Annotated in this window: 18 protein-coding genes; 4 read left to right on the forward strand and 14 right to left on the reverse strand. The window is 41.4% G+C overall.

The genetic code is table 11. The features are described 5' to 3' along the window. Nucleotides 1-586 precede the first annotated feature (586 nt). A complete protein-coding gene (locus EKM80_RS05565) occupies nucleotides 587-778 on the forward strand; it encodes a hypothetical protein (RefSeq protein WP_125552122.1) in 192 nt (63 codons plus the stop codon). A 30-nt stretch (nucleotides 779-808) separates the two neighbouring features. On the opposite strand, the gene EKM80_RS05570 is transcribed toward EKM80_RS05565, so the two are convergent. The 8 genes from EKM80_RS05570 to EKM80_RS05605 all read right to left on the reverse strand — a co-directional run bounded on the left by EKM80_RS05570 (nucleotide 809) and on the right by EKM80_RS05605 (nucleotide 8,935). Beyond that, nucleotides 809-1,384, reverse strand: a complete 576-nt coding sequence (locus EKM80_RS05570; RefSeq protein WP_191985933.1) for a nucleoside/nucleotide kinase family protein — start codon at nucleotides 1,382-1,384, stop codon at nucleotides 809-811. 24 nt (nucleotides 1,385-1,408) lie between these two features. Continuing rightward, nucleotides 1,409-1,963 (reverse strand): ECF transporter S component, encoded by a 555-nt coding sequence (locus EKM80_RS05575; RefSeq protein ID WP_125552124.1) that lies wholly within the window; start codon nucleotides 1,961-1,963, stop codon nucleotides 1,409-1,411. Between the two features lie 70 nt (nucleotides 1,964-2,033). Continuing rightward, a complete protein-coding gene (locus EKM80_RS05580; RefSeq protein ID WP_125552161.1) occupies nucleotides 2,034-2,870 on the reverse strand; it encodes a pyridoxamine kinase in 837 nt (278 codons plus the stop codon). Between the two features lies 1 nt (nucleotide 2,871). Then, on the reverse strand, nucleotides 2,872-4,218 hold the full coding sequence (gene gdhA, locus EKM80_RS05585) for an NADP-specific glutamate dehydrogenase (protein ID WP_125552125.1): 1,347 nt from the start codon (nucleotides 4,216-4,218) through the stop codon (nucleotides 2,872-2,874). 269 nt (nucleotides 4,219-4,487) lie between these two features. After that, entirely contained in the window at nucleotides 4,488-5,780 is a 1,293-nt protein-coding gene (eno, locus tag EKM80_RS05590) for a phosphopyruvate hydratase (RefSeq protein WP_125552126.1), read from the reverse strand. 159 nt (nucleotides 5,781-5,939) lie between these two features. Beyond that, on the reverse strand, nucleotides 5,940-7,235 hold the full coding sequence (aroA, locus tag EKM80_RS05595) for a 3-phosphoshikimate 1-carboxyvinyltransferase (RefSeq protein ID WP_125552127.1): 1,296 nt from the start codon (nucleotides 7,233-7,235) through the stop codon (nucleotides 5,940-5,942). Nucleotides 7,236-7,245: 10 nt separating this feature from the next. Beyond that, nucleotides 7,246-8,421 (reverse strand): chorismate synthase, encoded by a 1,176-nt coding sequence (gene aroC, locus EKM80_RS05600; protein ID WP_125552128.1) that lies wholly within the window; start codon nucleotides 8,419-8,421, stop codon nucleotides 7,246-7,248. 16 nt (nucleotides 8,422-8,437) lie between these two features. Continuing rightward, nucleotides 8,438-8,935: a GNAT family N-acetyltransferase gene (locus tag EKM80_RS05605; RefSeq protein ID WP_125552129.1), complete on the reverse strand. Its 498-nt coding sequence runs from the start codon at nucleotides 8,933-8,935 to the stop codon at nucleotides 8,438-8,440. A 503-nt stretch (nucleotides 8,936-9,438) separates the two neighbouring features. On the opposite strand from EKM80_RS05605, the gene EKM80_RS05610 reads away from it, so the two are divergent. The 3 genes from EKM80_RS05610 to sstT all read left to right on the forward strand — a co-directional run bounded on the left by EKM80_RS05610 (nucleotide 9,439) and on the right by sstT (nucleotide 13,600). Beyond that, nucleotides 9,439-10,824 carry an APC family permease gene (locus EKM80_RS05610; RefSeq protein ID WP_125552130.1) on the forward strand — a complete coding sequence of 462 codons (1,386 nt, stop codon included), beginning with the start codon at nucleotides 9,439-9,441 and terminating at the stop codon, nucleotides 10,822-10,824. 800 nt (nucleotides 10,825-11,624) lie between these two features. Further along, nucleotides 11,625-12,068, forward strand: a complete 444-nt coding sequence (locus EKM80_RS05615; RefSeq protein WP_125552131.1) for a MarR family winged helix-turn-helix transcriptional regulator — start codon at nucleotides 11,625-11,627, stop codon at nucleotides 12,066-12,068. A gap of 236 nt (nucleotides 12,069-12,304) precedes the next feature. Then, nucleotides 12,305-13,600, forward strand: a complete 1,296-nt coding sequence (gene sstT, locus EKM80_RS05620; RefSeq protein WP_125552132.1) for a serine/threonine transporter SstT — start codon at nucleotides 12,305-12,307, stop codon at nucleotides 13,598-13,600. 167 nt (nucleotides 13,601-13,767) lie between these two features. On the opposite strand, the gene EKM80_RS05625 is transcribed toward sstT, so the two are convergent. The 6 genes from EKM80_RS05625 to pplA form a co-directional block, all read right to left on the reverse strand. Then, nucleotides 13,768-14,505: a hypothetical protein gene (locus EKM80_RS05625; RefSeq protein WP_125552133.1), complete on the reverse strand. Its 738-nt coding sequence runs from the start codon at nucleotides 14,503-14,505 to the stop codon at nucleotides 13,768-13,770. 189 nt (nucleotides 14,506-14,694) lie between these two features. Further along, nucleotides 14,695-15,078, reverse strand: a complete 384-nt coding sequence (locus EKM80_RS05630) for a hypothetical protein (RefSeq protein ID WP_125552134.1) — start codon at nucleotides 15,076-15,078, stop codon at nucleotides 14,695-14,697. A 1-nt stretch (nucleotide 15,079) separates the two neighbouring features. Beyond that, nucleotides 15,080-15,400: an acetyl-CoA carboxylase gene (locus tag EKM80_RS05635; protein WP_125552135.1), complete on the reverse strand. Its 321-nt coding sequence runs from the start codon at nucleotides 15,398-15,400 to the stop codon at nucleotides 15,080-15,082. Continuing rightward, complete coding sequence (locus EKM80_RS05640) at nucleotides 15,393-16,691, reverse strand: Y-family DNA polymerase (protein WP_125552136.1); 1,299 nt, start codon at nucleotides 16,689-16,691, stop codon at nucleotides 15,393-15,395. Before EKM80_RS05640 ends, EKM80_RS05635 begins: the two co-directional genes overlap by 8 nt. Nucleotides 16,692-16,836: 145 nt before the next feature. After that, nucleotides 16,837-17,817, reverse strand: a complete 981-nt coding sequence (locus EKM80_RS05645) for a 1,4-dihydroxy-2-naphthoate polyprenyltransferase (RefSeq protein ID WP_125552137.1) — start codon at nucleotides 17,815-17,817, stop codon at nucleotides 16,837-16,839. A gap of 89 nt (nucleotides 17,818-17,906) precedes the next feature. Then, on the reverse strand, nucleotides 17,907-18,815 hold the full coding sequence (pplA, locus tag EKM80_RS05650) for an extracellular electron transfer flavoprotein PplA (RefSeq protein WP_125552138.1): 909 nt from the start codon (nucleotides 18,813-18,815) through the stop codon (nucleotides 17,907-17,909). Nucleotides 18,816-19,182: the final 367 nt, after the last annotated feature.

The following is a 19,182-nucleotide window of genomic DNA, read 5'->3' on the forward strand; positions in this document are numbered from 1 at the left end:
AACTAACTCGCATGTTGCGAGTAGCTCAATCGACACTTAGTCTAGATAATCCAGCTTAACTTAAGCTTAAATTAGACTAAAACGCGCCGAAAAATCAGCTCAAAACTGACTTTTCTGCGTGTAATTGAACACTTGTTCCTAAAATTAGTTTAGCATACTAAGACAGAGTTGCAAGTTAACTGACTGAAAATGAAAATGTAATAAACAGCTGATTTTCAAAGGCTTTCATTAAAAGAAACTTAGTGAAAGTTTCTAGCCACATTAGCTTCCGCATAATACTCGACTTCACTGGTGGTAACCGATTAAATTTGTGTTGCATTTCACTTGCTAATATTAAAATGATATTGTAAACTATTCTGTAAGCTGTTACGTTAACCGTTTACAATATTGAATCAGGCATCTTATATTAGCGTAGGAATAATTGTGGACTAAATCCTTGCGTAAAATTCATTTTGGTTGTAGACTATTTAGAACGTGCTGGGCGTTACAAAAAAATAACGTAACATCTTAGTCACCAAGCGCCTCTTGATTCGGTGGTTGGGACTAACTACAAGGACATTTTCCTTGATACAAGGAGGTATACACCATGAAATTTGGTAATTTTAGTAATAGTTGGTATCGGATCTCTTTAGACACCGATCAACAGATTTTTTATGCAACTTCAAAGCAACATCCGGAACAAGTTGCCAATGGTATCACAATTGATGAAGCAGTACGCAAATTAGCATTACAAGCTCATCAACCAGTGACAATTAATAAGGCTGATCAAACTGCCTAACCGATAAAAAAGCTGACTAGGTTTTCAAACCTAGTCAGTTTTTTTTGTTATCCCATAACGTTGCATCAACTGATCCAATTGGTTTTTTGCTGTCGACCAATCATCATTAACAATCACCTGTGCCTGATCGATCAACTCAAGTGGCAATTGTAGATCACGTTCATATTCAGCACTGGCCACGCGCTGACTGATCATTTCACGCTGATCACCACGCTTAGCCAATCGTGCGAGCAAAGCGGCTGGCTGTTGCACCGTTAAAAACAGTGGCACCACTTGTGCACCTAATGTTTGCACATAGGTTACCGCACCTTTAGTATCCAACACAATACTAGCATAGGCACATTTGGCCCATGCTGCAGTAATCGCCTCACGAGAAGAGCCGTAATAATAGTCGGCGTATTTAACGTATTCGATATAGTGCTTAGTAAAAAAGCTAGCCTCGGTCTCAAAATAATACGCAACACCATTTTGTTCATTTGGCCGTGGTGGCCGCGTAGTATGTGTGATCACCCGTGGAATTTCATAATATTTAGTCAAATACTGACTCACCGTCGTCTTACCCGTTCCTGTTGCCCCGGTGATTACAAATAAGCGCTGCGGCAACAACGCCACCTCCCTTTTTCAATTAAATTATGCGCGTCGTTGAATGGCGTGTAAGCTGCCCCGCAAGGCAAAATAGAGAATCGGTACAATAATAGCGGTCGAAATCGAGTTGATCACGGTTGCTGGTAAGCTTAAAAATGAGTTGATCAAGGCCACCTTAAAAGTGGTTCCTACCATTAACGCTTCAACAATTGACACCGCATATGAAGTGATAATCTTAGTCACGCCAGCCACGATTGCTAAAATGACGATATGACTGACCCGATCATCATGCCGAAAAAGTTTAAAACCAGTGCTGATCACCACTGCCATCACAATAACTTCCAGCGCGGTTAACCATGAGGTTGCCGCGTATCCGTTAAGCAGATCAAAACCGCCTAGTCCAATAATACCAGCAAATGCACCATTGCGCCCACCTAAAAATAAAATAGCTAATACCATTAATGGATTACCGAAATGAATAAAGGGCCGCCCTACCATGGCTGGGATCGGAATCCGTAATAATGAAATTCCGATAAAAATAATTGCTGCAAATAAACCAGTAAAAATAACTGCCCGTAATGTATTTCTTTCTTGTCGCATCTACAATCGCTCCCCAAAATAAAAGGCCACGGTAAAACACACCGCAGCCCAAAATATATTAATAATTCTTTTACAACTTAGCTAACAGTTGCTGAAAACCAGCAGCATAATCAACGCCAAGACGAATGTCCGTTGCCGCAGCGGCAGTTCGCTCAATGGCCTGCTGAACAAAAAGCATTGCTTGTTGGCTGGCATCTTCCAAGCTTAACCCATGTAACCACAGACCAAAACATACGCTTGCAAAAATATCACCAGTGCCAAAATAATGTCCTGGTAGGCGGGTTGTTTGCCAGGACCATGTTTTTTGTTGTGAACAACCAACCACAGCAATTTGCCCATTGATCAACGGTACTCCGGTTAAAATAACGTTCGGTACCGCTAACTGTTGGCTTAGTTGGCTAGCTAGATCAGTAGCTGCCGCTATCGTTAAACCTTGCTGACTTTGCGGTTGTTCCAGTAAAAATCGTGCCTCAGTGACATTGGGCGTTAACACGTCTGCCTGCCGGGCCAATTGTCGCATCGCTGCTACATAAGCTTGATCAAAGCCGCTATAAAGTCGGCCATGATCGCCCATAACTGGGTCCAACAAAATCTGTGCATTAGCCGTCGCCAAGTTAGATAAATGTTCTGCCAACACTGGTAGCGCGGCCTTGCCTAAATAACCGAGATAGATAGCATTAAACTTCAACTCTAGTGTTTGCCAGTGCGCAATGATCTGCTGCATTTGCTGACTTAAATCAAGATACGTATTCGCACCAAAACCGCCAGTATGCGTGGATAGCAAAGCCGTTGGCAAAACCGCTGGCTGTAAATCTAACGCGGCTACGATCGGTAACGCCACACCTAATGAAACTTGACCAACACAAGATAGATCTTGGCTGATCAAAACTTGGTTCGGTAACGTCATACTAGACGATACCTTGTGCATACATTGCATCGGCTACTTTCAAGAAGCCGGCAATATTAGCACCTGCCACATAATCGTCGCCTAAATTAAATTGCTTAGCTGCATCAGCTGATTCTTCAAAAATATCTTGCATAATCTTTTGCAAGCGTTGATCAACATCTGCAAATGACCAAGAAAGGCGTTGACTATTTTGACTCATTTCTAAGGCAGAAACAGCGACACCACCAGCATTGGCAGCTTTAGCTGGGCCATAAAGTAAGCCAGCTTGACGATAAACTTTGATTGCTTCTGGCGTACTTGGCATATTGGCCCCTTCAGCAACAAGTTTAGCCCCACCAGCAACTAATAATTTTGCACCATCGGCGTCAATTTCATTTTGTGTTGCACTTGGCAAAGCAAGATCACAATCAACCGGTGCTTCCCAAACGGAGCCAGTTGAATATTGTGCTGTTGAAACACGCTTAGCATATTCGCTGATTCGGCCACGTTCAACTTCCTTGATCTGCTTAACGATCTTATAGTCGATACCTTGTTCATCATAAATGTAGCCATCAGAATCAGAAACAGTAACCACTTTGGCACCAAGTTCAGTTGCTTTTTGAATGGCATAAATGGCAACATTACCGGCACCAGATAACTTAACTTTCTTACCGCTTAAGTCATCACGGTGTGCTTTGAGCATTGCATCAACGTAATAAAGTAAGCCAAAGCCAGTCGCTTCTGACCGTGCAAGACTACCACCGTAGCTGAGCCCTTTACCAGTCAAAATACCGCCGCTAAAACCATTTAACCGCTTGTATTGACCAAATAAGTAACCAATTTCACGGCCACCAACACCAATATCACCAGCAGGGACATCAATATCAGGTCCAATATGTCGTTGTAATTCGGTCATAAAGCTTTGGGCAAAGCGCATAACTTCACCATCAGTTTTACCTTTAGGATCGAAATCACTACCACCTTTGCCGCCACCAATTGGTAAACCAGTCAGGCTATTCTTAAGAATTTGTTCAAAACCTAAGAATTTGATAACAGAAAGATTAACACTAGGATGGAAACGTAAGCCACCCTTATACGGGCCAATGGCTGAGTTAAATTGAACACGGAAACCGCGATTAATTTGTACTTTGCCGGCGTCGTCGACCCAAGGCACACGGAATTGAATCGCACGTTCCGGCTCTGTAAGTCGGCCCAAAATGTTAGCTTCAATATATTCAGGATGTGCTTCAAATACGGGTGTGATCGTCGCCAAGAAGTTATCGACAGCTTCAAGAAATTCTGTTTGGTTACCATCGCGCTGCGCTAAAGTAGCACGTACTTCTTTGATATATTCAGTTGCTTGTGACATAAATCTGCCTCCTGTTCCACAATTGTGGAAATTTTTTAACAACAATATTTGATGCTACGGACGGTGATCAAGTTGGTAGTAAAGTTCGCACCACAAGATGTAGGGTCCAAATTTTTTACGAACAACATAGTCTGCAGAATTTGTCAGTAACTCGATAAATTCATGGTAACATTATAGCACAATTAAAACACTCATTGAATTATAATTTAATATTTACAAAAAAAAGCAGAACCACAACTGTGATCCTACTTTAAATAACATTTTAATGACTAGTCAAAGTCAACGTTGTGTGGAAAATGAGCAACGTGTGCTTGGCCGCCAAGTTCTTCTTCAATGCGTAATAATTGGTTATATTTCGCAACACGTTCTGAACGTGCCATAGCACCAGTCTTCAATTCGCCACCAGAAACGGCAACGGCAAAGTCAGCAACAAATGTATCTTCAGTTTCGCCGGAACGATGTGAGATCATTGTTGTGTAGCCGTTATTCTTAGCCAAACGAATAGCTTCGATTGATTCTGTAACGGTACCGATTTGGTTTAATTTGATTAAGATTGAGTTAGCAACGCCCTTCTTGATCCCTTTACGGAAGATTGAAGGGTTAGTAACGAAGATATCGTCACCAACTAATTGTACACGGTCGCCAACTTCTTCAGTGAACTTAGCGAAGTTATCCCAATCATTTTCGGAGAATGGATCTTCGATAGAAATGATAGCTGGGAATTTCTTCAATAAGTCATTGACGTAGTAATCGCGTAATTGATCAGCGTTGAATTTATGACCTTCAAATGTGTAAATACCAGATTCTTGATCATAGAATTCTGATGAAGCAGCATCAAGTGCGATACCAATATCTTCACCAGGAACATAGCCAGCTTGTTCGATTGCTTTATAAAGCATCGTAACAGCTTCGTCAGTTGACTTCAAATCAGGAGCAAAGCCACCTTCGTCACCTAAGCCAGTTTGGAAGCCAGCTTCTTCCAATACTTTTTTCAAAGTATGGTAAGTGTCGGCAATCTTTTCGATACCGTCACGGAAGCTTGTCTTCTTAATTGGTGTAATCATGAATTCTTGGAAATCGATACCGTTGTCGGCATGCGCACCACCATTGATAACGTTATGGAATGTTTGAGGTAATTCAATATTGACCCCACCCAAATAACGATACAAAGGTGTATCCAATGAAAGTGCAGCAGCACGTGCAGTTGCCATAGAAACGCCTAAAATAGCGTTGGCACCTAAGCGTGCTTTGTTAGGTGTACCATCCAAGTCGATCATGATTTGATCAATTGCAGCTTGGTTGTATGGTGAAACACCCTTCAAGGCATCATTGATTTCTGTGTTAACGTTGTTAACGGCTTTGCTTACGCCTTTACCTAAAAGACGGCTACCACCATCACGTAATTCAGTTGCTTCTAATTCACCTGTTGAAGCACCTGATGGAACGGATGCACGGCCCAAAGTACCGTCAGTTAAAACAACGTCTGCTTCTACGGTTGGGTTACCGCGGGAATCAAAGACTTCGCGTGCTTTAACACTTTCGATTACTACTGATTTAGACATTAAATATGTCCCTCCTTAGTGATTATCGGTGTGATTAAATAGGGCGACACCAGCACCCACAATTCATTTAAAATGATATCATCTTAACTTTCAAATAACAACAAAAGATCACTGCTTTTTTTGAAAATAAGTTAAGGAAAACGTTTACTTAACAGTATTTTAGTCTAATACCTGTTCTAAGTCAGTGAAAAAGTTAGGATAAGAGACATTAATTGCGCTTGCATCAGTTAAAGTTAATTGACTATCACTAACTAAAGCAGCTACCGCTAACATTAACCCAATCCGGTGATCACCGTGTGAATCAACCTGGTCGCTGGTAACTGTGTGTAACGCTGTTGGCCCATGAACGATCATGCCATCTGGTTTAGTTTCAATATTAGCCCCTAATTTACGTAATTCCGTAGCTACCGTTTCAATACGGTCAGTTTCTTTAACCCGTAACTCAGCGGCATCACTAATTTCGGTGACACCTTCAGCTTGGGTCGCTGCTAAAGCAATCAACGGAATTTCATCGATCACGTTAGCAATTTCAGCACCATGGACTGTGGTTGCTTTTAATTTGCTTGAGGTCACAATCACATCACCACTAGCTTCGGCGGTTTTCGAGTCCACATTTTCAACGCGAAAATCGGCGCCCATCCGACTTAATACATCTAAAAAGCCAGTACGCGTATTATTCAACCCAACCTGCGCTAGTCGTAACTGACTATTCGGTACTAAGGTTGCGGCTAAGGCAAAAAAGGCAGCTGATGACATATCTCCCGGCACGCGGAATTTTTGCGCCACAAACTGATTTTGTGGCTTGATGGTTAAGGTTAGACCGTCCTTATCGATTTTGCCACCAAATTGACGCAGCATCCGTTCCGTATGGTCGCGCGTTTGGGCAATTTCAGTTAATTTAGACACACCATCTGCTTGTAATGCTGCAAAAATCAGTGCACTTTTAACTTGCGCACTAGCCACCGGTACCGTCATCTCCACTGCATCTAACTTTTGGTTAGCAGCAATCGTCAATGGTAAAAAATCATTATTGGTTGCTGTAATCTGAGCACCCATTTGACTCAACGGCCCAATTACGCGTTGCATCGGCCGCTTGCTCAAGGAAGCATCACCAAAAAATTGGATTGGAAATGGCTGTTTACTAAATACACCCAACAATAACCGTGTTGATGTGCCTGAATTACCAAGATCAAGGGGTTGCTTTGGTGCTTTTAATCCGTTAAAACCCACACCGGTAATCGTCACTTGGTCACCTTTGATCGTAATCGGTACACCCAACGCTTGAAAGGCCGCTAATGTACGCTTACAATCATCCGAAAAAAGAAAATGGTCGATTACTGTAGTGCCCTTAGCTAAAGCGCCAAACATGATACTACGATGAGAAATACTTTTATCACCGGGTACGATTAAGGTGCCATGCAGCCCCTGCGCGTGTGCAATTAATGCTTTATCCATAATACCCCCCTTAATAAGCCGCTAACTCTTTACGGTATGCTGTCACCTGTGCTTGCAAACGTGGCAAAGCGTCAGCATCAAATTTTGCCAATACGGCTTGCGCTAATGTAATAGCGACCATCGCCTCAGCAACGACTGCTGCAGCTGGTACTGCCGTGGTATCAGAGCGTTCGACATTTGCTTTGTACGCTTCTTTTGTGGCAATATCAACACTGTTCAATGGCTTATATAAGGTTGGAATTGGCTTCATAACACCCTTGACAATAATCGGTTCCCCGTTCGTCATGCCACCTTCAAAGCCGCCTAAATGGTCACTACCACGGTAGAAACCGCGTTCCGGTGTATACAAAATTTCGTCCATATCTTCACTACCAGGGTGCTCAGCTAAACCAAAGCCATCACCGAATTCAACACCCTTAAATGCATTGATGCTAACGATGGCTTGGGCTAATTTAGCATCCAATTTTGTATCGGCACTGACGTAGCTACCAAGACCAGCTGGTAAATTAGTTGCGACGACTTCAACTACACCGCCTAAAGTATCGCCAGCCTTTTTAGTGGCGTCGATCAAAGTTTGAATTTTAGTAGCAGCAGTTTCGTCATAGGTCCGCACATCACTGGCTTCAGTTACCGCACGTAAAGTAGCTAAATCACCTAATTCTGGTAATTTAGCTGGATCAGCGTGAATACCGCCTAATTGTTGCACAAAGCCGAGTACTTCTACGTTGATAGCCGCTAATAATTGCTGACAAACACTGCCGACTGCAACCCGCATGGTCGTTTCGCGTGCGCTAGAACGTTCCAGTACGTTGCGCAGATCACGTTGTTGATACTTTTGACCACCAACTAGATCAGCATGGCCAGGCCGTGGTTTCGTCACTTGGCGAATTGAGTTCTCTGGTGTAGCCACGGCGGTTGGGCTCATAATTTCATCCCAATGCGCGTAGTCTCGGTTAGTTACTTGTAACGTAATTGGCGACCCCAAGGTGATTTGGTGGCGAACACCGGAAACAATCTCCACTTGATCATGTTCAATTTTCATCCGATTACCGCGGCCATAGCCCTGTTGGCGCCGAGCTAAGGCGGCGTTGATTTTATCAGCTGATAAAGTTAAGCCTGCTGGTATCCCCTCGATCACGGCGGTTAACTTAGGACCGTGCGATTCCCCTGCTGTTGTATAACGCATACAAATTCCTCATTTCTCAGTCGATTTTCTTACCTAAGATAACTAAATCACGTAATTCACCATCTAATTCTGCCACTTGGGGTAAACGACCCCACTCGCTGTAACCTTGCTTAGCAAATAACTGCAAACTCGGTTGATTATGACCAAAAATAAAGCTTAAAACAGTCGTAATACCTAATGCTGGTGCCTGCTGGGCAACAAATTCAAGGCTTTGCTGGCCAATGTGCTGACCGCGGAATTGTTCATCAATGTAGAGACTGACTTCAACGGTTGCGTGATAGGCCGCGCGACCATAATAGTCGGATAAACTAAGCCAGCCAGCTGGTTGACCATCTGCCGTGATCAGCCATAGTGGTCGCCGGCGCTGCTGATGGGCTTTAAACCACGGTTCACGCTGTTCAACCGTAACTGGCTCCAAATCGGCTGTCACCATCCGACTAGCCACCGTTTGATTATAAACTTGGACAATAAAGGGCAGGTCATTACGCTGTGCCCGCTGAAATTCTATTTGCATTTCAAATCCCCCATTACGCACTCTAATTATTAAATATTTAACCATCTTTACGTCTAAATTGCTAATCTAACTTTAATTTAGAAACTGAGTGACCGCTTTCTTTAAGCTTATATTAGGCTTTATTCACACAAAATTCATACCTAGATGATAGACTGTTAAGTGTTGGGAAAGTGACTAAATAAAATTGCTCAGCGCCGTTAATTGGCTTGAAGGCCACTCAACGTATAAAAATTTTAGCAGTTCACAATTAGAAATTTGAAAAAATGTATCAGCTATAGATAGGAGCATCTACTTCTTCGCATAAAATTATTTTTGCGTGTGGTCAAAGCAACTGTTGCCTAGGGCAGCCTTGTTTTGACCACTTTTTTATTTTACCCAGTAACTAGCGAAAATGAGACTTGCCTGTGAGTTATCATTTTCTTTTCATTGTCTACTAGCTATGCTATCATGAAGAACATCTGAGAACCGAGTTGGTAGTAGTGATATTATGAGGGGGAAATGAATTGTCGATTAAAGATAAAATGTGGCAAAAACAAAGCCTGGATAAATACCTAGCTAAGGATAATCAGTTTATTAAATCAATGAACGCCTTTGATTTAATGGCTTTGGGGATCGGTGCTGTCATCGGAACGGGGATCTTTATTTTACCAGGAACAGTCGCCGCCTTAAAAGCGGGCCCTGGGATCATGCTCTCGTTCGTTGTGGCGGCCATTGTCTGTTCGTTAGCGGCCATGTGCTACGCTGAATTTTCGTCCGCAATGCCGATTGCCGGCTCTGCTTATTCTTACGGTAACGTGATTTTTGGTGAATTTATTGGTTGGATTCTTGGTTGGGCGTTGATTTTGGAATATATGTTAGCCGTGGCGGCAGTGTCAACCGGCTTTTCCGCCTACTTCAGCTCTTTACTACAAGGTTTTGGTCTAGCCATACCAAAAGCAATCAGCGGGTCATTCGATCCTGCACACGGCACTTATATCAATGTTGTCGCAATCATTATCGTTTGGTTAATTACTTGGTTATTGAGTAAAGGTATGAAGCAATCGGTGCGCATTAATAATTTAATGGTAATCGTTAAAATCAGTATTATCATTATCTTTTTACTCGTCGGTATATTTTACGTAAAACCAACCAACTGGCATCCATTTTTGCCATTTGGCAAGATCGGCATTTTACAAGGTGCTTCAACCGTATTCTTCGCCTATCTCGGGTTTGATGCGGTCTCGTCATCCGCAGCCGAAGTTAAAAATCCACAGCGCAACATGCCAATTGGGATCATTGGCACCTTGATCGTTGCTACTGCATTGTACATTTTAGTGGCTGTTGTTCTAACTGGGATGGTTTCTTACCGTGACTTAGATGTCGCCAACCCAGTAGCTTTTGCCTTGCAAAAGGTTGGGCAAAATTGGACTGCTGGCATTATTTCATTAGGCGCCCTAGCCGGCATGTTTACCATGATGGTTACTATGATTTACAGTAGCTCACGCTTGATCTACTCAATTGGTCGTGACGGCTTATTGCCAAAATTCTTAGGCCGCTTGCAAGGCAAGAATCATCTCCCCCAACACAGTTTATTGCTAGTTACTGTCATTATTTCATTCTTAGGTGGTTTAGTCCCACTGGATCAATTGACTAACTTGGTTAACATTGGCACCTTGATTGCCTTTACCTTCGTTTCTGTTGGTATCATTCCCTTACGTAAGCACACTGAAATTAAAAATGATGGCTTCCATGTACCGTGGTCGCCAATTTTACCAATTATTTCAGCCGTTGCTTGTGTCGGATTGATGCTGACACTTTCGTTAGAAACTTGGGTTGCTTCATTGATTTGGTTTGCAATCGGGCTAGTAATTTACTTTACTTATGGTATTCGCCACGAAAATATTTCTTAAATATCAACAGATACGCCAAACGGAGCTACGACTTTACGTCGCAACTCCGTTTTTTAATATGACAGCCTTGCCCCTTTTAAATTTTTAACTTACTTTATAGCTTATCCGAGTCTTACCATTGTGACACTAGAAAATTTTTTGACGCCAATAGCCTTTGCAAGCCGGTAGCATGTTGTCTTCCCATTTCATATTGAACAACGTCCTTTCCCACAGGATATTTTTAGGATAGCATGCTTTTTATCTTTAATGGTGCTTCATGAGCATTTTGTTATAAAGTCATTTATTTTTATTAGTAAAAGCGTTTTGTTTAGGATAGGATACGCCGTTAAAGCCTAACTTGACGGCAACTAGTATAAATCATCTATTTACTTTTTCTAAGGTCGAATTCTTAGCAAAAACTTTTTTTCTACACTTAGCTTTGGCTTAGATAAAAAAATTCGACTTAAACATTAAATTTAAGTCGAATTTTTTCAATTATTCAGAGCTTAACGCAATTGCCACGCTCTTCTTGGCTGCCATTCATGATCATGCTAAGTCAGCGATTGAAACAGCAGCGCGGATCTTAGTGAGTGTATCACCAATTTGGCAGTGTTTCAGCTAATAACTTGTTTTTAATTCTAGCAAAACGTTTTACAATCGTTAAATTTTAATTATAAATAAAATTTGACAGATACAATAATGTTATTTAAGCTATTAACAACGTATTGTCGCTACTTGAACACAATCATTTATGCAAATCCAGCACACAAACACACCACAGTGTTATCAATACATACTACGCAAAAAAGGAGTTACTTCGTATGGCCAATAAGAAAAATTTAACTGCCGTTTTTGAATTAATGACAATGTTGAGTCAATTGGTTTTTGATCCGCAAATGATTCAAAAAACTAAGCTTTCCAAAAATGAATTGCTGATTCTTGCTTTAATAAAAGATGCAACACAATCATCAATGTCTGAACTAGCTAAAGCTATTGGCACATCGCCAGCCCAAGTTACCCGTTCCGTCACTAGTTTAGAAAATAAAAAATTAGTTCAGCGCACAATTAACCCACAAAATCGCCGTATCATTATTGTAACGCTAACCCACCAAGGTAACGCCTTATTTAGCCAGCATGAACAGGCCGTTCAAACTAAATTGCAACAGCAGCTTATTAATGTGCCGGCGGCTGATTACGAGCGCTTGAACCTAGCAATCGAACAAGCCGTCGCTATTTTAAAGCCCACGCTTCAGCAAAATAAGTAGCTTGATCAGTTTCTGTTTCTTTCCCCTATTAGTGCTACACTCATTCATTTAATTAAAAAGATTGCCGCACGTCATTATTAATTGCAGTGTGCAATAATATCAGAATTTTAATTTAAAACTTCCTTTATGCCGACTATTTAGGTCAATAAACTGATTTTAATATTAAAATCAGTTTATTTTTTTCTCATAATCCTTTATACTTTTAATAATAAAAAAAGATTGTGAGTTGAGAAATTATGTGGGCACGTATTACTAGAGTCTCATTGATCAAGCGGATCTTGATCGGCATTATTATTGGGGCAATTCTCGGTGTCATAGTACCGGGGTGGAGTTGGCTGGAAATATTGGGTGATTTATTTGTCAATTCGCTTAAAGCCATTGCGCCGTTACTAGTCTTTATGTTGATCATGTCGTCAATGTCAAAACACGAAAAAGGCGCACAAACCCATATGCGCTCAATTGTTGTCCTTTACTTAATGGCTACCTTTATTGCTGCATTGGTTGCAGTCGGCGCCAGCTTCCTTTTCCCCGTTGATATTCTTCTACCTAAAGGTACAACTAGTGCTGCTGCAGCGCCTAAAGGTATTGCGGCAGTGATCAATAACTTGTTCAACAGCGCAATTGAGAATCCAGTTAAGGCGTTAACCGAAGGCAATTATCTAGCCTTACTGGTTTGGGCCAGCTTAATTGGGATCGGCTTACGACCATTTGGTGGCACCACTAAAAAGTTAGTTAGTGACTTCTCTAGCGCAATCACTAACGTTGTTCAATTTATTATTCAATTAGCACCCTTAGGGATCGTTGGCTTAGTTTTCCGGTCAGTTGCTGAAACGGGACTTAGTGGGTTAGCGCGTTATGGCCAATTAATTTTATTGGTCGTTGGCACCATGGCCTTTGTTGCTTTAATCGTTTATCCAGCAATGGTTTGGCTTATGACTCACCAGAATCCTTACCCACTGACCTTGTTTACATTACGTGAAAGTGGTATTCCAGCATTTTTCACCCGTAGTTCGGCCGTTAATATTCCAATCAATATGGATCTCAGTCGGCGACTCGGTTTAAATGAAAAAACTTATGCAATTTCGATTCCATTAGGGGCCTCGGCTAACAGTGGCGGCGCGGCGATGACAATTTCAATTATGACTTTGGCCACCGCCCATACGTTAGGAGTCGCCGTTTCTTTCCCGATGGCCTTCTTACTTTGTCTACTCTCAGCGATTTCCGCTACTGGGGCTTCAGGAATCGCCGGAGGCTCACTTTTGTTAATTCCATTGGCCTGTAGCTTATTCGGTATTTCCAACGATATTGCCATGCAAGTTGTTGGTGTTGGTTTTATTATCGGCGTTATTCAAGATTCAGTTGAAACTGCCGTTAATGCCGCTAGCGACATTCTTTTCACGGCTACTGCTGAATTTGCTGATCTCCGTCGTGCAGGAAAACCAGTCAATATTAAAGAACGTGTCCGGCAAGCTAAACAAACTGAAGCTGGTGATATTACCACCTTCGTTGAAGAACATGACAACCAAGCATAATAAAAACAAAGCCATGGCCTAATTAATTAGGTTCATGGCTTTGTTTTTACTTTTGAATATCATCTCAAGTCAGTCCCAGCAGTCAAAGTAACTGATCTGTTTTCAACCAGTTGCTGTGCCAAAAAAGAATGGAAAACAGCAAACGCTTGGCGTGGTTCACTGACGCATTAAAAAATAGCGATCACCGTTGCAAGCGCTAATACAGCATACACAAACCACAGTTGCCGTTGGTTACTACGCAAATAATTAGCATACGCCGTTTCTTGGGCCTCCTGCTCGCTAATTATGGTGACTAATTCACAATAACCAGCAAAGTCACGCGTCAATACGTACGCAGCCACGTAATCACTAGCCTGACTAAGTACTAATAATTGCAATTCCTCAGTGCTTAATTCTGGGAGAACTGGTTGGTTTAGACCATGCCAGAGGCTCAATAACCGTGAATCTTGGCGAATTAATTCAGGAATTTCTTCTGCATCAACCAATTCAGTTAAATTTGCAACTGTCAATTGCGTTTTGAACGCCAATAAGTCAAAAATTGTCTGCTGATTGATTGTATCTTGAATTTTTTTAGGCAAAGGTAACCGATTTTTAATAACGACAACACTAACCACCATCCCAAGCACTAAAAAACCTAGATTTATTACAACTAGTAAAATCACCAACAAAAAAGCCTGCCACCACTGCCGATCACCAGTTAATAGACTGATCAAGGTAGGTAAACTACTAATTACCGGTAAGCCAACAAAAATTACAAATAAACTGGCATATAACTTATCCGGCATCTGCATTAAAATAGTTCGTGCTTGCCGAAATAACCGACCGGCTGTTGCCAGCACACCTTGATACTCAGTTGCATCCTGATACTTAGGCCGCAACAAATAAGCATACAAAAACGCTAGCAAAATATTACCCGTAATCGTCAAATAATGGGCGTAAACAACTGAATTAATAACCTAGGTCCCCTCCCCACCTGCTTTTAGTCCCTATAACTGCTCCCAACGCCATTATTGGCTTCGCCTAGTCGCTCCGTAAGCTTAGTTATATTTTAATAAGCAAATCATAGCATGTTCAGCTTAACTTAGGAAGACACTTCAGACCAATAATTCTACATGTTTAATCATAGCTAAAACTAACCACACGAGTTGCTGCTCATCCGTTTGAATGCCTAATTCATTATCAGCTAAACCAATGACAAGTCCAGTAAGTGATACGACTTGTTCGCCACCTTCTAATTGTTCTAGCTGTAAATGAACACGTTGCTGCCGCTGCCAAGCACTGAATAACAGCTCACTAACTTGTGCCATTGCCTGCGTTGGTAAAGCCACCTCAGCGACTTCAGCCGCACGCATTTTTTTTAACGCACTGGTGTGATCAGATAAATAAAAGCCACCCCACTTCAGCATGCCACGATCATGATAATGATATTTAAAGAAATCCGTTGCTAGCTGTTCATCGCTGGTTTTGTGTAAAATCAATTCAATTCCCCCGTCCGATCAAACTTTGTCGTTCTGGCCAACGTTGATCCGCAAAATTGATAAAGTTAAAGGTCAATTGCGTTGTTTGTCGTAACAACTTAAGTACAGTTTCTAAATAAGTTAATTGATAAACCTGCAGGCGATGCAATGGAATCGAGCGTTCACGTTGCCGTGGTGCCTGCAGATCCAGAAAAAAATTATAAGTTTGACCATAACTATTATTGACCACATCAATCCGGTAACGCTGCTGCCGTTGTGGCTTAAAATAAAGCAGCAGTCGTTGTTGTACTATTTTAGCAGCCTGTTGTGGCGTTTCATTCATAGCTATTACCACCGTTATGACCACCAACTAACCCGGCTCGCTTCAACATGGTGCCACCCTTTAATAAGCTGCTGGCTGGAAATAACGCCGTGGTCCCAAAGCGCGCTCTAACTGAATCAAGTACGCGTTCAAAACGATCATCCTTAAGTTGTCGCGTTGCGTCTTGAAATAAATCCAGCTGCAACCCACTATTTGGCACTAACTTAGAAAAAGAAACTGCGATATGGCGGACTGCTTGGCCCGTCCAAGCATGGCGGAATAGGTTCAATAAATAAGTGACGAGCGCTTGACCGTTATCTGTTGACTCGATTCGTAATGAATGACTAAAGCCAGTACGCCCATCTTCTTGTGCAGCGGCGTGTGCAAACCCGATACCCAAACTAACACAACCTGCCTTTTGCTGATGATGCCACATTCGCGCAGTCACTTGCAAACCAATTTCTCGTAAAACTAATTCAATTTCAGCTTGTTTTAAATAATCGCGCGGCAACACTTGCGAGTTGCCCCAACTTTTATCGTGTGGCTTAACCAACTCATGTAATTGACTGCGGTCGATTCCCCACGCCAATGCAAACAATTGCGCACCGATCACACCCATTTCTTGCTGCAATTCAAACGGATCAACCTGCGCTAAATCACGCATACTGTGAATACCTAGACGCTGTAAATGAGCTGCCGTTCGTCGACCAATACTCCAAATCTTAGTTAAATCAGTTAGCGGCCAAATCTTGCTGGCCATCGTCGCATAAGATAAGGTACCAATCAATTCATGATCATGCTTGGCAAATAGATCTAATGCCAGTTTAGCTTGGGCTGGATTTTCGCCGATCCCAACCGTTGTGTATAACCCAAGTTGCTGGCGGACTGTTTTTTGAATTTTACGAGCTACATTTAACGGTGTTTTGCCGAACAAACGCCATGAGTGCGTCATATCTAAAATCGATTCATCAATTGAGTAAGGATAACAATCTTCATCGGCAACAAACGAGCGAAAAATCTTATTGATCGCCAAATTTTTCTCAATATATAAGTTCATCCGTGGCGGTACTACCAGCAGCTCTGGTGTCATTGGTACTTCATATTGTCGCGAAACATTGCTAATGCCAAAACGCTTTTTAGCCTGCGGTGATGCGGCCAAGACTAAGCCACTACCAGTATTATCTGCCTCCGACATGACGATCAATACAGCGCGTAACGGATTTAAACCGCGTTCAATACTTTCTACACTGGCGTAAAACGACTTGTTATCGATCATGAAAAAAACACCATGGGGCTCATTCGCATAATCCATTTGACCCACCTCGCTATCACATAACCCCATTATAAGAACATACGTTTGCTTTGGCAAGTCATTTTTTTATTTTGCGTAAATAGTCTGCTAATAGCAAAAATTCCTAGTCATAACTACAAAAAGTAGTCACAACTAGGAATTAAACTTACTTAAATACTTGTGTCCGTAAAATAGCGATTATTAAAGCAACAATTTGTACACCTTGAAACAGCATCAAATTCTGAATTGCCGTTTCAAAAGTTGTTTCCTTAACTTGTTTACGGGAAAAAATACGAATGTTTTGCTGAATTTTCGGCAACGTCAGCCAAACCAATAAACTTTCTGGTGGCAATAAGCGTAAAATCACGCTGATACTAACACTGATAAACGATAAATACAGTAAGGCTGCATACAGCGGCAACGCCCATTTAATCCCTAAATAATAGGGTAAGGTAAAGCGCTGATTGCGAATGTCCTGCGCCAGATCTGACATATTATCTGCAAACATCACATTGGCAACCGTGAAAATATTAGGTAACCCTACTAACACCACAATAAGCAACGTGACTAGATTCCCATTAAGAGTAAAACGTGGCCAATCAAAGAAAAAGCCCATTAATTGTTGCGGTGACACGTTAACATAGATCGTGATAAAGAAAACCCCGAACCCTTCTGCAACACCCGAAAGCAACTCGCCCAGCGGGAAACGTGAAAACGGAATGGGGCCAAACGTGTAGAAAATCGTCACAAAAACACCAGCACCACCGATAAATAATAGCAATAAATTAGTGCGCCAAACTAAGACTAAACCTAGACCACATGCTAGCACTAGAAAAGCTAACATTAAATTTAGCGCTCGGTGCGCCGATAAATGTTCACGCCCAATTATGTTATACGTCGCGCGATAATGCTGATCAACGGCTAGCTTATAATCCTGCACATTATTAAATCCAGTGACAAAAAAGGCGATTGCCATCTGCGCAATAAAGTAAAGGAGTGAATTTAGCCAATCAACACTTTGAAAATAATAAAGTGAATATAATAAACCGAGTACAAATGGAATGGCACTGGCCGTTTTGGCATTCAGTCGAATAAACTCCAAAAATAGTTTAAACGTCATCGGCTTAACGGTTGTTTCTTTTGTCATTTTCTTCTCCCTTATAAAAATAAAATAGGAACGTGGCCAACTTGCACCACATTCCTATTCTATTAGTAGACCGTTAACAGTACAACTACCTATTCAGCATAAACGTAATTGTTAACTTTAATGGCACCCTTGCTGCCATTTTGTGCTGCGTTAACTAATTGTGCGGAATAGAGCTTGAAAGTGTTTGAAGTTTCAGTTGCACCAGAAACAACTTTTACGTTTTGATAAGTTGTTGCGGATTTACCCTTAAGGTCTTTATTTAAATCAGGAATATATTCCTTAGGGCCAACGCCACTTTTAGCCTTCATTTGCTTTTCATAAGCGGCATCCTTAGTCTTGGACTTGCCATTCTTATTCACGTAATCCATATTTGACTTAGTCACTTTACCCTTTTTATTAACAGTGATCGCCATCGTCATCCGATAACCATGTGAATAATTTTGTTCAGCTAATTTATAAGTGCCGGTCTTCATTTTCTTACCGTTATTGATCACAATTGTCTTCGTCTTGCCTGCTTGGGCAGCTTGGACTAATTGTTGCGCATAGTTCTTAAAGTCATTTGATGATTCAGTTGCCCCAGATACAACTGCAATTGCCTCAGTATCAGACCCATTTGTCGTAAATGATTTATTCAATTCTGGAATATATTCAGCTGGTCCAACGCCACTTTTAGCCTTCATTGATTTCTCATAATCGGCATCTTTGGTTTTGGAATTGCCATCTTTATCCACGTAATCATAAGTCGTCGCTGTAACCTTGCCGTCCTTATCAACGGTCATCGACATTTTCACCTTATACCCGTGACTGTAATTTTTCTCCTCTAACTTATAAGTACCAGCCTTCATCGTCTTACCAGCAGTGACTTTCTGCTGTGTTACTGAACTTGATTCTGCTGACGAGCTAGATGAATCAGCGGCCTGAACTGGCATTGCTGCGGCTAACGTCAAAGCTGACATAGCCACAACCGATAAGCTTGTGACAAATTTGCCTAATTTCATGATATGTTTCCCCCACCTTCATAAATTTGTGTTTAACTTCACACAGTTAAGTATATTACATTCTTAATCATAATCAAGCTAAAGACGGTTTGCATGAGAAAACGTTTTAATTATAATGAGTCTTTTTTAATCTAAAATCTAAACACCTAGTTTTAGAATAAATGTAAGCGTGCTCTAAAGCGCGATACAGTTAAAAATAAATTTTACCGTAAATATCGCCTTTTTTGACCATTTATGCGTTAAAATAAGTCTATATAATTAATTGTACCTGCACCTTATTTTTGGTCTAATTATTCTGAATTCTTTTTTGGTACCTGTACCTTTTATTTATACCGACCTCTTTTGTCTATACCGATAGACAAAGCCG

The organism is Loigolactobacillus jiayinensis, assembly GCF_003946445.1.
Lineage (GTDB): Bacteria > Bacillota > Bacilli > Lactobacillales > Lactobacillaceae > Loigolactobacillus > Loigolactobacillus jiayinensis.

Coding starts and splice junctions, on each gene's coding strand:
- EKM80_RS05605 (WP_125552129.1), bottom strand. CDS start 8,935: ATGCAAATAGAATTTCAGCGGGCACAGCGTAATGACCTGCCCTTTATT.
- aroA (WP_125552127.1), bottom strand. CDS start 7,235: ATGGATAAAGCATTAATTGCACACGCGCAGGGGCTGCATGGCACCTTA.
- EKM80_RS05635 (WP_125552135.1), bottom strand. CDS start 15,400: ATGAATGAAACGCCACAACAGGCTGCTAAAATAGTACAACAACGACTG.
- EKM80_RS05645 (WP_125552137.1), bottom strand. CDS start 17,817: ATGACAAAAGAAACAACCGTTAAGCCGATGACGTTTAAACTATTTTTG.
- pplA (WP_125552138.1), bottom strand. CDS start 18,815: ATGAAATTAGGCAAATTTGTCACAAGCTTATCGGTTGTGGCTATGTCA.
- sstT (WP_125552132.1), top strand. CDS start 12,305: ATGTGGGCACGTATTACTAGAGTCTCATTGATCAAGCGGATCTTGATC.
- gdhA (WP_125552125.1), bottom strand. CDS start 4,218: ATGTCACAAGCAACTGAATATATCAAAGAAGTACGTGCTACTTTAGCG.
- eno (WP_125552126.1), bottom strand. CDS start 5,780: ATGTCTAAATCAGTAGTAATCGAAAGTGTTAAAGCACGCGAAGTCTTT.
- aroC (WP_125552128.1), bottom strand. CDS start 8,421: ATGCGTTATACAACAGCAGGGGAATCGCACGGTCCTAAGTTAACCGCC.
- EKM80_RS05580 (WP_125552161.1), bottom strand. CDS start 2,870: ATGACGTTACCGAACCAAGTTTTGATCAGCCAAGATCTATCTTGTGTT.
- EKM80_RS05640 (WP_125552136.1), bottom strand. CDS start 16,691: ATGGATTATGCGAATGAGCCCCATGGTGTTTTTTTCATGATCGATAAC.
- EKM80_RS05615 (WP_125552131.1), top strand. CDS start 11,625: ATGGCCAATAAGAAAAATTTAACTGCCGTTTTTGAATTAATGACAATG.
- EKM80_RS05565 (WP_125552122.1), top strand. CDS start 587: ATGAAATTTGGTAATTTTAGTAATAGTTGGTATCGGATCTCTTTAGAC.
- EKM80_RS05575 (WP_125552124.1), bottom strand. CDS start 1,963: ATGCGACAAGAAAGAAATACATTACGGGCAGTTATTTTTACTGGTTTA.